The sequence below is a fragment of the Streptomyces xanthophaeus genome, assembly GCF_000725805.1.
GTDB lineage: Bacteria > Actinomycetota > Actinomycetes > Streptomycetales > Streptomycetaceae > Streptomyces > Streptomyces xanthophaeus.
Genome location: NZ_JOFT01000031.1, coordinates 72,709 through 86,644 on the forward strand (window position 1 = coordinate 72,709; position 13,936 = coordinate 86,644).

The window sequence follows — 13,936 nt, forward strand, 5'->3', positions numbered from 1 at the left end:
TTACCAGCCGTATCGGGTGAGACCGTCCTCCAGGACTTCCACGATCTTCTGCCCCGTGAGATAGGAATCGGGGGTGGAACGTCCGGTGACGAAGGGGAAGTCGACGATGACCGAGACCGGCTTGCCGAAATTCCCGTGGTACGCGCCGCGCGGGCCCGTGGCATCGCGCAGGATGTATTCCAGCGGGTACGGTGGCGGCCCCATGTTGAAGTCGGTACCGAGGAATCCGGTGCCGTCCTTGTAGTCGTACTCCTTGCAGTGGCCGGTCACGTGCTTGCCCCAGATGATGCTCTTGCGGTCGCTCCAGTCCCGGGCGAACGCCAGGCAGGCGACCCCGTAGCACTCCGCGGCGACGACCTTGCCGGCCTTCTCGAAGGCCAGGATCAGGGCGTGCACCCGCTCGTTGTTGGCGAGGTCGGCGATCGGTCCGCTTCCGCCGACGATCAGGATCGCGTCGTAGCCGTCGATGTCGGCGTCGAGCTTGTCCAGGTCGCGGTGGTACTGCTCCAGTTTGCGGAGGTAGCCCTCGTCGCTCGTGTACGGGCGCTCGGGCACCCAGGCCTCGATGTCGAGCGGCGAGTCCAGCCGGCTCGACTGCTCGAACTCCCGGCCCAGCCGGGCGTTCTCCTCCGTGGTGACCGAGCGTCCCAGCGGAGGGTCGATGTAGGTCGCGTCGAGGCTCGGCGGGAGAGCGTGCGCCCGCTTTCCGGTCGGCGTGGCGAATATGACCTCGTAGCCCCGCTCATCGAACTTGGATACGGGCCCTATCAGTTCTTCGGCCCAGTAACCGTGTTCGGAGACAATGACCAGAATCTTTCTGCTCACGAATTCCTCCAGGCGCCGCCTGTTGTCGTTGGCGTCCCCCACACTGGCCGTGCCCGGTGCCTGCGTCAAAGCGCCGGTGTGCGACTTGGTGAGGTAGCGGCCAAGGTCATGGCATCACCTCAGGTAGTCGTCCGCGGACGTCATGAAGTAGCCCCAGGACTACCTGACTTCGGCCGAATCACTGAACCATTACAGGAGCTCCGACCTATGGTCTGACGGGTCAGGAATCGCGGGGCGGCAGGCGCAGGGAACGAGCACGAGGAGAGGGACGGGGACGATGACGATGGACCTGTTGTGCACACACATCGATCAGATACGTCCGGTGAAACCCGGCACCGAGGGCTGTGAGGAGTGCCTGGCCGCCGGGGACGGCTGGGTGCATCTGCGGATGTGCCTCAGCTGCGGGCACGTCGGCTGCTGCGACTCCTCGAAGAACCGTCACGCCACCCGGCACTACCGCAGCACCGAGCACCCCATCGCGGCCTCCTACGAGCCCGGTGAGGACTGGGCCTGGTGCTACGCCGACCAGCTGATGCTGGACCCCGCGTGAGCGCGCCCGCGGACCGCGCCGCCGCCCCCGCCACCGGCCCCTCGGCCCGGGCCGAGGCCGAGCGCGCGGAGAACCGCAAGCCCGTGATCCTGGCCGTGGACGACGACCCGCAGGTGCTCCGGGCCGTGCGCCGCGACCTGCGCAGCGCCTACGGCGACCGCTACCGGGTGCTCGGGGCCTCCTCGGCGGCCGACGCCCTGAAGATCCTGGACTCCCTCGACGAACGCGGCCACGACCCGGCCCTGTTCCTGGTGGACCAGCGGATGCCGGACGTGACCGGAGTGGAGTTCCTGCTGGAGGCGGTCAGCCGTTTCCCGGACGCCCGCCGCGTACTGCTGACGGCCTACGCGGAGACGGACGCGGCCATCACCGCGATCAACCGGGTCCGGCTGGACTACTACCTGCTCAAGCCCTGGGACCCGCCGCACGAGCGGCTCTTCCCGGTCCTGGACGACCTGCTGTCGGACTGGCTGGCCACCTACCGTCCGGCCTACGACGGGATCATCGTCGCCGGCCACCTGGTCTCCCCCGGCACCCACGCCGTCCGGGACTTCTTCACCCGCAACGGCCAGCCGTTCCGCTTCCTGAACGTGGAGCGGGACCCCGAGGCGCTGACCGTGATCGCCGCCGCCCAGCCGGAGGCGGCGCTCCCCCTGGTCCGCTTCCCCGACGGGGCGGTCCTCTCCGCCCCGACCGACACCGAGCTCGCCCAGCGCCTCGGCCTGGCCACCACCGCGTCCCGCCCGCACTACGAGTGCGTCATCGTCGGCGCGGGCCCGGCGGGCCTGGCGGCCGGGGTGTACGCCGCCTCCGAAGGCCTGTCCACGCTGATGCTGGACTCGCGCGCCCCCGGTGGCCAGGCCGGCACCTCCAGCCTGATCGAGAACTACCTCGGCTTCCCCTCGGGCCTCTCGGGCGGCGACCTGACCCGCCGGGCCACGATCCAGGCCTCCCGGTTCGGGGCCGAGATCCTGCATCCGGTGGAGGTGGTCTCGCTGACCCGGGACGACCCGGCGAAGATCCTGACGCTGGCGGACGGTACGGAGATCAGCGCGGAGACGGTGCTGCTGGCGACCGGGGTCTCGTACAACCGCCTGGACGCCCCCGGCGCCGACCGGTTCGAGGGGGCCGGCCTGTACTACGGCGCCGCGACCACGGAGAGCTCGGCCTGCATCTCGCAGCACGTGTTCATCGTCGGCGGGGCCAACTCGGCGGGCCAGGCGGCCGTGCACTTCGCCAAGTACGCGGCCCGGGTGACGATCCTGGTGCGCGCGCAGTCCCTGGACGCGAGCATGTCCCGCTACCTGATCGACGAGATCGACCGCACCCCGAACATCGAGGTGAAGGTCCGCACCACGGTCGTCTCCCTGGCCGGTGACGAGCACCTGGAGCGCATCACCCTGCACGACGCGGACACGGGCGAGGACCGGGAGATCGCGGCCCGTTTCATGTTCACCTTCATCGGTGCCCGCCCGCACACCGACTGGCTCGCGGGCGTGGTGGAACGCGACGACCACGACTTCGTCCTCACCGGCTCGGACCTGATCGCGAACGGGGGCGAGCTCCCGGCCGAGTGGAGTCTGGAGCGGGCCCCGTACCCGCTGGAGACGAGCGTCCCCGGCGTGTTCGCGGCGGGCGACGTGCGGGCGCACTCGGTGAAGCGGGTCGCCTCGGGCGTCGGCGAGGGTGCGATGGCGGTCTCGCTGATCCACCGGTACCGCTCGATGGGCTGAGAGCGTAACCGGCGCGGCTCCCTTGCGATCAAGGCGGCGACGGATGCAACGTTGATTACATGATTACAGCCGAACAGAGCGAACAACTCCGCGCGTGGTTCGCCGAGCGCCTGCCGGTGGACGTCTACGAGTCCCTCGTCTCGGTCACCGCCGACCGCGAGGAGATCACGGTCGTCGGCACCCTCCCGGCGGCCGAGTCGGTCAAGGAGTTCCGCGAACGCACCCGTGAACAGCGCATCGAGGTGGCCCGCGAGGCCGAGGCGCTCTACCGCCGCAAGGTCGCCTGGGGGGTGCGCTCGGGTGAGGAGACGACGCTCTTCACCCACCTCGCTGTCCCCGTGATGACCCGGCTGCGCCAGTCCGAGCGCCAGGTGCTCGACACCCTGGTCGCGGGCGGCGTCGCCCGCAGCCGGGCCGACGCCCTGGCCTGGTGCGTGCGCCTGGTCGGGCGCAACACCGACACCTGGCTGACCGACCTGCGCGACTCCCTGGACAAGGTGCAGCAGGTCCGGGCGCAGGGTCCGGACGTGTCCGGGGGGACCGACTCCAGGAAGTCAGCGTCCGAATGAGGAATCCGCCCCACGGCCGCGCATGATCGCGTAAGGCTGGCCGGGACCACCACCCAGGGAGAGGCACGCACCATGACCACGACCGTCGAATACATCCGCTACCGGATCGCATTGGACGAACAGCCCGCCTTCGAGGACGCGTACATCCGGGCGGCCGAGGCCCTGGCCGCTTCACCCGAGTGCATCGACTACGAACTGGCCCGCTGCGAGGAGGAGAAGGAGCGCTACATCCTCCGGATCCGCTGGACCTCGGTGGACGCGCACCTCAACGGATTCCGCAAGGGAGAGCACTTCCCGGCGTTCTTCAGCGCGATCCGCCCGTACGTGACGGCCATCGAGGAGATGCAGCACTACACGGTGACCGAGGTCGTGGGCACCGGAAAGGCTGCCGGCTGACGATGAGCACGACACCCACCATCTACGAGTGGATGGGCGGTGAGGAGGCGATGAACCGCCTCACCGACGCCTTCTACTCCCACGCCCTCCAGGACGAGGTCCTGGCCCCGGTCTTCGCGGGCATGGACTCCGAGCACCCGCAGCACGTGGCCGTCTGGCTCTCCGAGGTCTTCGGTGGCCCGTCCGACTACTCCGCCCACCACGGCGGCCACCAGCACATGGCCACCAAGCACCTGGGCCGCGCGATCACCGAGAAGCAGCGCCGCCGCTGGGTGGACCTGCTCATGGACACGGCCGACGAGGTCGGCCTGCCGTCGGACCCCGAGTTCCGGGGGGTCTTCGCGTACTACATCGAGTGGGGCACCCGGATGGCCCTGATCTACTCGGGCCCCAACCCGCCGCCGGTCGACGCGGCCAAGATCCCGGTCTGGTCCTGGGGCCAGACCCCGCCGTGGATCCCGAAGGACGCCACCGGCTGACCGGCACCGAGGAGAACCACGGCCCCCCGCGACCACCGGTCGCGGGGGGCCGTGTCCTTCAGTCCCGCCGGCGCCTGACGCGCGGGGTCCGGGGCGGAGCCGCGGCAGCCGGCCCGGGCTCCGGCCCGGCCACCAGCACCTCCAGCGGCGGCGCGTCCCCGGCCTCCCGCCAGAAGTCCACCGCCTCCTCCAGGACCTCCCGCAGGTTCTCCCAGTCACCGGGCCGCGCGGCGGCGTACCCACGCCACGAGGTCACGGCGACCAGCCGCCCGTCCGCCTCCGGCAGCCACGACAGGTCCCGCAGCGCGTCCGCCAGGGCGTCCCAGTTCCCGCCGAACCACTCCGGCAGCCGCAGGGCGTCCGCGCACCGGCGCATCAGCTCCGCCTTGGTGCGCACCCCGTCCAGGTCCAGCCGTACGGTCGCCCAGCCCGCCTCCTCGGCGGCTGCGAGCGCGGGGGCGAGGGGCTGCGGGTCCAGGGTCATCGGAGAACCGCCTTGAACGTCTCGTAGTGGTCGTCCGTGTAGAAGAACTCCCCACCCTGACCCGTCACGATCCGCCGGGCCCCGCGGTCCCGCTCCCCCGGCGTGCGCACCGTGAACTCGTGGTAGTAGCCACGCTTCTGCTTCGGCAGGACCTTCTCGAAGTTCCCGAAGACGGTCCCGTCCTGCCGGTACGGATACGGGCCGCCCTTGTCGATCAGCGCGATCACGTCCTGGGCCTGCCGGGGCAGCTCCCCCGCCCGTACGGCGGCCATCCCCTTCGCCCACCCGGGCGCGGTCGGCCCGCCCGTGCCCTCGGGATCAGCGGCGCCCGCACTCGCGGTGAGGCCGGCACTGGCGCTGGCGGCGGGCGCGGGTGTCTTCCCGCCGCAGCCCACCGCACCGACCAACGCGGCACAGAGGAACAGGGCCCCCAGCAAACGCAGCAACGATCGGGGCACGTTCCGGAAGATCATGCACCGATCGTGCCAAATATCCGATTCGCTCGCGAATCGCCCGGTGGCCTCAGAGGGCGGCCATCTTGGTGTAGGGACTCAGGATTCGTTTCTGGACCGACCCGAAGTCGACGAGAACAGCGATCCCCTCCTCGATTCCGACGACACGGCCGAGACCGTGCTCATCGTGAGTGACCCGGTCGCCGACGCTGAACTGCCGGAGCGGCGGTTCCACGGGGGCCTTGAACGGGCTGGACGGCAAATGGCGGCGAGGTACTGCTGACTTTGTCATTGGAACCAGTATGCGCCCCACCGGGCGCCGCGCGGTCCGCCGTTCGGATCTCAATTCCGGCACCATCCGCACTCCGGGCGGCCCGTCCGGCCGCCCGGAGGCCCGATCCGTCCGGTCGGTCCTCGTCAGACCCCATTGGTCCCCGCGGGGACCGCCGCGCACCGCGCGGGGCCGCCCCCGGGCGCGCGTCAGCCCCCGTGCGGGCGTGTCACCCGTGCCATACCCCGGAGGCCCGCCACGGGCCCGTCCGGGTGATTACAGCGGCCCTGAGGGGCCCTACGCGGCGTCGCTGTCGGGGTCGGCCCGCTCCAGCGCCGGGCGCAGCCCCGGGGCGGACTCGGTCAGCAGGTAATCGGCCACCGCGGTGTCCGTGACCAGGCTGGTCACCAGGCCCGAGCGGAGCACCGCCCCGATCGCGGAGGCCTTGCGCAGCCCGCCCGCGATCGCCACGACCTCGGGGATCCGCCGCAGCCGGTCCGCCTCGACGGTGATGCACCGCTCGCCGAGGTCCCGGCCGACCCTGCGCCCCTCGGAGTCGAAGAGGTGCGCGGACATCTCGGCCGCGACGCCCAGCGAGGCGTAGTGGGCCCGCTCCTCGTCCGTCAGCATGTCGTGCACGGTCGAGATGCCCGGCTCCCACGAGCCGATGGAGACGGCCGCCACGGTCACCTTGTCGAAGTACTCGAACGCGCGCGCGATCCCGGTCTGGCTCCGCAGCGCGGCCGCGGTCGCCGGATCGGGCAGCAGCATCGGGGCGTAGATGGGGTGCGCGTCCCCGCCGGAGACCTGCGCGGCCCGCCGTACGGCCTCCACGGATCCGCGCTCGGCGGTGCCCGCGTCGTACACGCCGGTCAGCTGCACCACGGTGCACGGCGGCAGCCGGTGCAGTGAGGCGGCCATGTGGATGGTCGAACGGCCCCAGGCCAGGCCCAGCACGTCGCCCTCGTTGACCAGCTCGCCCAGCAGGTCGGCGGCGACCGCCCCGAGGTTCTCCGGGTCGGGAGCGTCCTCGGTGGCGTCGGCCGGCGACTCCACCACGACGGCGTGCCGGAGCCCGTAGCGGGCCCGCAGCGCGTCCGAGCGCTCCGCGTCCAGCTCGGCGGGCACCCGGATCTCGATCCGTACGAGGTCCCGTTCGAGGGCGGTCTCCAGGACCCGGGCCACCTTGAAGCGGCTCACGCCGAACTCCTCGGCGATCTGGATCTTGGACTTGCCCTCCAGGTAGAAGCGGCGCGCCATGGCCGCCGCCTGCACCAGCTCCGCGGGTCCCATCCGCAGGGCTGACCGTCCCGCCGACATTGCAGACACCGCGTTCTCCTCACTGCTCACACTCTCGTGTTCACACTCTCGACTCGCTGTTCATCCTGTCAGATACGACGGCAGTTGATCAGCCCGGACAGCTCCCGTTCACCGAGCTGTTCACCAACGCTTGGCTCAGTGGTCGCAAGCCCACGGCGCCACGGCGATCGCCGCGTCCGCCTGCTCACGCAGCGTGCGCACGGCGGCCGCCGGATCGACCGCCCCGTAGACCGCGCTGCCGGCCACGAACACGTCGGCCCCGGCCTCGGCGCAGCGCTCGATCGTCGAGGCCGAGACCCCGCCGTCGATCTGGAGCCACAGCTCCAGGCCGTGCTTCGAGATCAGCTCACGGGTACGGCGGATCTTGGGCAGCATGATGTCCAGGAACGGCTGGCCGCCGAAGCCGGGCTCGACCGTCATGATCAGCAGCATGTCGAGCTCGGGGAGGATGTCCTCGTACGGCTCGATCGGCGTCGCCGGCTTCAGCGCCATGGAGGCGCGCGCCCCCTTGGCCCGGATCTCCCGCGCGAGGCGCACGGGCGCCGCGGCCGCCTCCGCGTGGAAGGTGACCGAACCCGCACCCGCCTCCACGTACTGCGGGGCCCAGCGGTCCGGGTCCTCGATCATCAGGTGCAGGTCCAGCGGGATGTCCGTGGCCCGGCTGAGCGACTCCACGACCGGCATTCCGAGGGTCAGGTTGGGGACGAAATGGTTGTCCATCACGTCGACGTGCAGCCAGTCGGCTCCCTCGACGGCCTTCGCCTCCTCGGCGAGCCGGGCGAAGTCTGCGGACAGGATGCTGGGAAAGATCTGGGCGGCCATGCCCCAAGCCTGCCATGCCCCCGGCCACTTCCGGCCACGACCCCGGAACTCGGTGACGGGGGGCGACCACTGGAGCGCTCCCCCGCCCCCGTACGGGGCGCCCGCCCCGCCCGGTCCGCGGTTACGCGGTGCGCCGCAGCAGCGCCAGGTACATCGCGTCCGTCCCGTGCAGGTGCGGCCAGAGCTGCACGTCCGGGCCGTCGCCCAGAGCCGGTACGCCGCCCATGTACGGCCGGGCGTCGACCAGTTCGGCCGACACCGGGGCGTTCCCGGCGCCGCGGCCCTTGAGGACGTCCTCCACGACCACCCGGGTTTCCGCCAGGTGCGGCGAGCAGGTCGCGTAGCCCACGACACCGCCCACCCGGACCGCCGCCAGCGCCTGCCGCAGCAGTCCCCGCTGGAGCGGCGCGAAGCCCTCCAGGTCCTCGGGGCGCCGGCGCCAGCGGGCCTCGGGCCGCCGGCGCAGTGCGCCCAGGCCCGAGCAGGGCACGTCCATCAGGACGCGGTCGAAGGAGCCCGGCAGCCACGGCGGCCTGGTGCCGTCCGCCGCGATGACCTGGTAGGGCCCGGGGTTGCCCGCCAGCGCGTGCTCCACCAGGCGCGCCCGGTGCGGCTGCTTCTCCGAGGCCAGCAGGAACGCCCCGCGCTGCGCCGCCAGCGCCGCGAGCAGGGCGGCCTTGCCGCCGGGGCCCGCGCAGCCGTCCAGCCAGCGCTCGTCGCGGCCCTCGACGGGGACTGCCGCCAGGGCCATCGCCACCAGCTGGCTGCCCTCGTCCTGGACTCCGGCGCGTCCGTCGCGCACGGCCTCCAGCGCGCCCGGCTCGCCGCCCTCGGACATCCGCACGGCGTACGGGGACCAGCGCCCGGGCAGCGCCGAGTCCTCGCCGACGGCCTCCAGCAGCTCCTCGGGCGTGGACCGGCCCGGCCGCGCGACCAGCGTGACCTCGGGCCGCTCGTTGTCGGCCTCCAGCAGGTCCTCGATCCCGGCCCGGCCGCCGCCCAGCGCGTCCCACAGGGCGCTGACGACCCACCGCGGGTGGGAGTGGTAGACGGCGAGGTGTTCCTCGGCGTCGTCCTCGTAGGGCGGGGCGACCCGCTCCAGCCAGCCGTCGAGGTCGTGCGCGGCGATCTTGCGGAGCACGGCGTTCACGAACTTCGCGCGCCCGTCCCCGAGCACCACCCGGGCCAGCTCCACGCTCGCCGAGACGGCCGCGTGGGTGGGGATCCGGGTGCCCAGCAGCTGGTGCGCGCCGAGCGAGAGCACGTCCAGCACCGGCGGGTCCACCTCGCGCAGCGGCCGGTCGATGCACGCCTTGATCACCGCGTCGTAGGTGCCCTGGCGGCGCAGCGTCCCGTAGACCAGCTCGGTGGCCAGGGCCGCGTCCCGCGCCTGGAAGCTCTCGTCCTGGCGGGCCTTGCGCAGCAGCGGCGGCAGGACGAGGTTCGCGTAGGCGTCGCGCTCGTCCACCGCCCGCAGCACCTCGAAGGCCAGCATCCGTACGGGGTCCTTCTGGGGACGGCGGTACGGCTTGGCCGCCTGCTTGCCGCCCGCGCCTGCGGGACTGCGACGGGGACGGGACTGATCGCTCACGTGAAAGGTGCTCCGGGGTTTACGTAACTCTGGTGTGTGACGGGAAGGACTGCGGGGCCGCCGACGGGGCTGGGATCAGCCTACGTCCGTGCCGCCGAGCCGCTCGCCGGGTGCGATCCGCACCCCGCGCGCCCAGTCGGCGGCGCGCATCGGCTTCTTGCCCTGGGGCTGGACCCAGAGCAGCTCGACGGCGTGCGAACCGGTGCCGACGTGGACGTTGTTCTTGGCGGGGGCCAGCACGCCGGGAGCCAGGTCCGTGCGGTCGGGCACCAGGCCGACCGAGATCAGCTTGAGCCGCTCGCCGCGGAAGACGGTCCACGCGCCGGGCGCGGGGGTGCAGCCGCGGACCACGCGGTCGGCGCGCATCGCCGGGGCGGCCCAGTCGATGCGGGCGTCCTCGACGGTGATCTTGGGGGCCGGGGAGATGCCGTCCACGGGCTGTGCGACGGCGCGCAGGGTGCCGTCCTCGATGCCGTCCATGGTGGCGGCCAGCAGCCCGGAGCCCGCGAAGGCCAGCCGGGTCAGCAGGTCGCCGCTGGTGTCGGTGGGCCGGATCGCCTCGGTGAGGATGCCGTAGACCGGGCCGGAGTCCAGGCCTTCCTCGATCTGGAAGGTGGAGGCGCCGGTGAACTCGTCCCCCGCCATGATCGAGTGCTGGACGGGCGCCGCCCCGCGCCATGCGGGCAGCAGGGAGAAGTGCAGGTTGACCCATCCGTGCCGGGGGATGTCGAGCGCGCTCTTGGGGATCAGCGCGCCGTAGGCGACGACCGGGCAGCAGTCCGGGCCGATCTCGCGCAGCCGGGCCTGGAAGTCCGGGTCGCGGGGCCGGACGGGCTTGAGGACCTCGATCCCCGCCTCCTCGGCCCGCTCGGCGACCGGGCTGGCGACGAGCCTGCGGCCGCGGCCGGCCGGGGCGTCGGGCCGGGTGATGACGGCCGCCACCTCGTGCCGCCCGGAGGCGATCAGGGCGTCCAGGGCGGGCACGGCGACCTCGGGGGTGCCTGCGAAGACGAGCTTCACTGGGGTCCTACCTCGCTATCTCGGCTGTCAGCAGCACACCAGTCTATGGGGCCTGGACCCCCGGCACCGCCTGGGTCCGGGGCGCCGCCACCAGGGGGCGTACGCACACACACGCGCCTCTCGCATATGCCGACACGCCCCCAGAGCGTGACCTGCCCGCCAGGTGGCGCGTTGGTCAAGAGAGATTGACCAAAACGGGCCGCGTTTGAACGGTGTACGCGGCCCGCTCCGCCCTTCAGCACCGGTTCGAGAGGCTTCTTCATGGCCGACCACGCCACCCACGACGCCCAAGCCCGGGCCAGCCTGCACCTGCTGGTGCGGGACATCGAGCGGGTCAGGCGGCAGGTGGATGCCCTGCGTACGCTGACCGCCCAGCTCGGCAATGTGTACCGCCCGCGCCGCTCAGGTCCCTCCACGGGCTTCGTCGTCTACGGGCGGGCGCCCGCGCCCACCGTCCGCCTCGCCCAGGAGCTGCGGGACAGCGTAGAGACGCTGGTCACCGCCGCGGTCGACTTCGACCGTTCGCTCGGCTTCTCGTGGGACGCGGTCGGCTCGGCGCTCGGCGTCACCAAGCAGGCCGTGCACCGGCGCTACGGTGCCCGGCGGGCGCAGAGCACCGCCGAGTCCGCCGAGCCCCTGGCCGAGGGCACGACCACCCGGACCCTGGGACCGCTGCCCACGGTCCCGGCGGCCCGCTCGGTGCCGCCGCAGCCGGTGCGCGAGGAGACCCAGGCCGCGGCGGGCGCCCCCCGCCAGTCCGCCTCGGCCTTCCCCGGCCCCCGCAACGGCTGACGGGTCCACCGCCCCGCCCACCGCCGGGACGCCGACCCTCGACGGCCGGGCGCCCAGCCCCCGCACCACGGCCCAGCTCCACGGCCCGCACCGCACGCGCGCCCCCGGTAAAACGATCCTCGTGGTCGCCGCGCCGGGGGCGCCCCGCGTTCCCTGCCCCATCAGCCGATGTCCAGCGGGTCGATCCGGACCCGCACCGCCTCCGCCGCCGGGACGCCCCGTGCCAGACGGGCCGCCTGCGCCGACTTCAGGGCCGCGGCGAGCGCGGCCCCGCTGCCCGGGGGCACCCGTACCAGCGCACGCTCGCCCGCGGACGCCTCTCCGCGCCGCCCGGGCAGCGGTACCGGGCCCAGGACCTCGGCGTCCGGCGGGAGTTCGGCGGCGGCCAGGAAGTCCTCCACGGCGGCGGCGCCGCGGCCGATGACGGACGCCATCCGGGACACGGGCGGGAACCGCAGTTCGGCCCGTTCCGCCAGCTCGCGCAGTGCGTGGCCGACCGGGTCCCAGCGCACCAGAGCCTGGACGGGCCGCAGCGTCGGCTCGGCCACGACGACCACCTGGCCCTCGCCCCTGACCAGGCAGGCCGCCGCGATCCAGCGCCGCAGCGCCTCCTCCCCGGCCCGCAGGTCGGGGAAGCCGAGCATGGCCCAGCCGTCCAGCAGCAGGGCCGCCGCGTATCCGGCGCCCTCGGCCACCGGCTCGGCCCCCGGGGTCGACACGACGAGCGCCGGGGCGTCGGGCACGCGTTCCAGGACGTGGTCGCGCCCCGAGGTGCGCACCGGCACCGCGGGGAAGGCCCGGCCGAGCTCCTCGGCGGTCCGCCGGGCACCGACGACCTGGGCCCGCAGCCTGAACGAGCCGCACTCCTCGCAGTGCCAGGAGGTCTCCTGGAGCCCGCACCACCCACAGTGCAGTTCCCGCTCGTCGGGCGCTTCCAGCGGTCCGGCGCAGGTCCGGCAGCGCGCCGGGGTCCGGCAGCGCTCGCAGGCCAGCCGGGGCACGTATCCGCGCCGCGGCACCTGGACGAGCACGGGGCCGGTCTTCAGGCCCTCCCGTACGGTCTCCCACGCCAGGCTCGGCAGCCGGGCCGCACGGGCGGCGCCGTCCCGGGCCAGGAGCTCGTCGCCGACGGTCCGGATCCGGGGCGCGGTGGCGCGGACCGTCTCGCGGTCGGCGACCAGCGGCCGGGCCCAGCCGGACTCCACGAGCTGGGCGGCCTCCACGGTGCAGCTGGTGCTGCCGAGCAGGAAGCCGCAGCCTTCGGTGAGCGAGCGCAGCTGGAGCACTTCCCGCACGTGCGGGTGGGGCACGTTGGTGTCGCTGTGGCTGGCGTCGCCGTCGTCCCAGATCGCCACCAGGCCGAGGTCGTGCACGGGCGCGAACATCGCCGCTCTGGTCCCGATGACGGCGCGTACCGACCCGCGGTGCACCGAGAGCCACTGGGAGTAGCGCTTCTGGGGGCCGGACTCGGCCGTGAGAAGGGCGTGCAGTCCCTTGCCGACGAGGGCGGTCAGCGCCTCGTCCAGCCGCGCGGCGGCGCGGCCGTCGGGGAGCACGGCCAGCGCGCCCCGGCCGGAGGCGAGGGTGGCCGCCATGGCCCGGGCGAGCTCCTCGGGCCAGCCCGGTCCGGGCAGCGCGGTCCACACGGCACGCGGGTTCGCTCCGGAGGCCAGTTCGCGCAGGAAGCCGGGCCCGGCCGGGTAGCGCTCCCAGCCGCCGGGCTCGGGCGCGGCCGGCGGCGCCAGCGGGTCGGGCGAGGGCCGGCTCTCGGCCTGTCCGTGCCGGGGCGGGATCGCCAGTTGCAGGACGTCGGCCAGGCTTCCGCCGTAGCGGCGGGCGACGGCCCGGGCGAGCTGCTCGATCCGGGGGCTGAGCACCCGCTCCGGGGACACCACCTGGGCCAGGGCCGCCAGCGGGCCCTCGTAGTCCGTCTCGGCCACCCGCTCGATGAGGTAGCCGTCGATCAGGCCGCCGCCCTCGCGGCGCCCGTCCCGGACCCGTCCCTCGCCCGCGCCGAAGCGGACCCGGACGCGGACACCGGGCTGGGCTTCCTCGGAGAGGCTCTCGGGGACGGCGTAGTCCCAGGTCTGGTCGAGGTGCAGGACGCCCTTGTTGACCAGGACCTTGGCGATCGGCAGCTCGGCGGCGAGCGCGGCGCCCCGCCAGGTACGCGGCTTCGCCTTGGGTGCCTTGGCCTTCGCCTCGGCGACCATCTCCCGGATCAGCGCGAGCTGCTCCGGCGGGGACTCGTTCGCGCTGCTCACACCAGCATTCTTACCAAACCCCGCTGACAGCGGGCCCTTCCCCCGTGCCGCGGGGACGGCCCCGGGCGTGCGAACGGCCCCGGACCAGCTGGTCCGGGGCCGTTCGGCGAAGCGGTGCTGCTTACAGACCGGCGGCGGCGCGCAGGGCGTCGACGCGGTCGGTGCGCTCCCAGGTGAAGTCGGGCAGCTCGCGGCCGAAGTGGCCGTAGGCGGCGGTCTGGGCGTAGATCGGGCGCAGCAGGTCGAGGTCGCGGATGATCGCGGCCGGACGCAGGTCGAAGACCTCGCCGATGGCGTCCTCGATCTTCTGCACGTCCACCTTGTGCGTGCCGAAGGTCTCGACGAACAGACCGACGGGCTCGGCCTTG

Annotated in this window: 16 protein-coding genes; 6 read left to right on the forward strand and 10 right to left on the reverse strand. The window is 73.1% G+C overall.

All coding sequences use genetic code 11. The annotated features are described in order from the left end of the window. Positions 1 to 825, reverse strand: coding sequence for a type 1 glutamine amidotransferase domain-containing protein (locus IO30_RS0120555; RefSeq protein WP_031145000.1), 825 nt, complete (start codon positions 823 to 825; stop codon positions 1 to 3). Positions 826 to 1,102: 277 nt separating this feature from the next. Here IO30_RS0120555 and IO30_RS0120560 point away from each other — a divergent pair, with 277 nt between their 5' ends. The 5 genes from IO30_RS0120560 to IO30_RS47885 all read left to right on the forward strand — a co-directional run bounded on the left by IO30_RS0120560 (position 1,103) and on the right by IO30_RS47885 (position 4,552). Then, positions 1,103 to 1,375: a UBP-type zinc finger domain-containing protein gene (locus IO30_RS0120560; protein ID WP_031145001.1), complete on the forward strand. Its 273-nt coding sequence runs from the start codon at positions 1,103 to 1,105 to the stop codon at positions 1,373 to 1,375. Beyond that, the gene (locus IO30_RS0120565) at positions 1,372 to 3,108 is read left to right on the forward strand and encodes an FAD-dependent oxidoreductase (RefSeq protein WP_031145002.1); all 1,737 of its coding nucleotides are present in this window, start codon (positions 1,372 to 1,374) and stop codon (positions 3,106 to 3,108) included. The genes IO30_RS0120560 and IO30_RS0120565 overlap by 4 nt, the downstream gene beginning before the upstream one ends. A 59-nt stretch (positions 3,109 to 3,167) precedes the next feature. Further along, on the forward strand, positions 3,168 to 3,677 hold the full coding sequence (locus IO30_RS0120570) for a hypothetical protein (protein ID WP_031157197.1): 510 nt from the start codon (positions 3,168 to 3,170) through the stop codon (positions 3,675 to 3,677). 72 nt (positions 3,678 to 3,749) lie between these two features. Next, positions 3,750 to 4,073 carry a putative quinol monooxygenase gene (locus IO30_RS47880; RefSeq protein WP_031145004.1) on the forward strand — a complete coding sequence of 108 codons (324 nt, stop codon included), beginning with the start codon at positions 3,750 to 3,752 and terminating at the stop codon, positions 4,071 to 4,073. Between the two features lie 2 nt (positions 4,074 to 4,075). Beyond that, positions 4,076 to 4,552 (forward strand): group II truncated hemoglobin, encoded by a 477-nt coding sequence (locus IO30_RS47885; RefSeq protein WP_031145005.1) that lies wholly within the window; start codon positions 4,076 to 4,078, stop codon positions 4,550 to 4,552. Between the two features lie 58 nt (positions 4,553 to 4,610). On the opposite strand, the gene IO30_RS0120585 is transcribed toward IO30_RS47885, so the two are convergent. The 7 genes from IO30_RS0120585 to fmt all read right to left on the reverse strand — a co-directional run bounded on the left by IO30_RS0120585 (position 4,611) and on the right by fmt (position 10,512). Continuing rightward, positions 4,611 to 5,036: a barstar family protein gene (locus IO30_RS0120585; RefSeq protein ID WP_051859838.1), complete on the reverse strand. Its 426-nt coding sequence runs from the start codon at positions 5,034 to 5,036 to the stop codon at positions 4,611 to 4,613. Beyond that, positions 5,033 to 5,509 (reverse strand): guanyl-specific ribonuclease, encoded by a 477-nt coding sequence (locus IO30_RS0120590; protein ID WP_031145006.1) that lies wholly within the window; start codon positions 5,507 to 5,509, stop codon positions 5,033 to 5,035. Before IO30_RS0120590 ends, IO30_RS0120585 begins: the two co-directional genes overlap by 4 nt. A 49-nt stretch (positions 5,510 to 5,558) precedes the next feature. Then, complete coding sequence (locus IO30_RS0120595; protein ID WP_031145007.1) at positions 5,559 to 5,780, reverse strand: CarD family transcriptional regulator; 222 nt, start codon at positions 5,778 to 5,780, stop codon at positions 5,559 to 5,561. A gap of 276 nt (positions 5,781 to 6,056) precedes the next feature. Continuing rightward, the gene (locus tag IO30_RS0120600; RefSeq protein ID WP_031145008.1) at positions 6,057 to 7,079 is read right to left on the reverse strand and encodes a sugar-binding transcriptional regulator; all 1,023 of its coding nucleotides are present in this window, start codon (positions 7,077 to 7,079) and stop codon (positions 6,057 to 6,059) included. A gap of 135 nt (positions 7,080 to 7,214) precedes the next feature. Continuing rightward, positions 7,215 to 7,901: a ribulose-phosphate 3-epimerase gene (rpe, locus tag IO30_RS0120605; RefSeq protein ID WP_031145009.1), complete on the reverse strand. Its 687-nt coding sequence runs from the start codon at positions 7,899 to 7,901 to the stop codon at positions 7,215 to 7,217. A 121-nt stretch (positions 7,902 to 8,022) separates the two neighbouring features. Next, complete coding sequence (locus IO30_RS0120610; RefSeq protein ID WP_031145010.1) at positions 8,023 to 9,492, reverse strand: RsmB/NOP family class I SAM-dependent RNA methyltransferase; 1,470 nt, start codon at positions 9,490 to 9,492, stop codon at positions 8,023 to 8,025. A 75-nt stretch (positions 9,493 to 9,567) separates the two neighbouring features. Further along, entirely contained in the window at positions 9,568 to 10,512 is a 945-nt protein-coding gene (fmt, locus tag IO30_RS0120615; protein WP_031145011.1) for a methionyl-tRNA formyltransferase, read from the reverse strand. Positions 10,513 to 10,773: 261 nt separating this feature from the next. On the opposite strand from fmt, the gene IO30_RS0120620 reads away from it, so the two are divergent. After that, the gene (locus IO30_RS0120620) at positions 10,774 to 11,304 is read left to right on the forward strand and encodes a hypothetical protein (RefSeq protein WP_031145012.1); all 531 of its coding nucleotides are present in this window, start codon (positions 10,774 to 10,776) and stop codon (positions 11,302 to 11,304) included. Between the two features lie 161 nt (positions 11,305 to 11,465). Here the strand turns inward: IO30_RS0120620 and IO30_RS0120625 are convergent, their stop codons facing one another. Further along, entirely contained in the window at positions 11,466 to 13,568 is a 2,103-nt protein-coding gene (locus tag IO30_RS0120625; protein ID WP_031145013.1) for a primosomal protein N', read from the reverse strand. Positions 13,569 to 13,689: 121 nt separating this feature from the next. Continuing rightward, positions 13,690 to 13,936 (reverse strand): methionine adenosyltransferase domain-containing protein (locus tag IO30_RS0120630; RefSeq protein ID WP_031145014.1); only part of this gene is annotated, 247 nt, incomplete at its 5' end.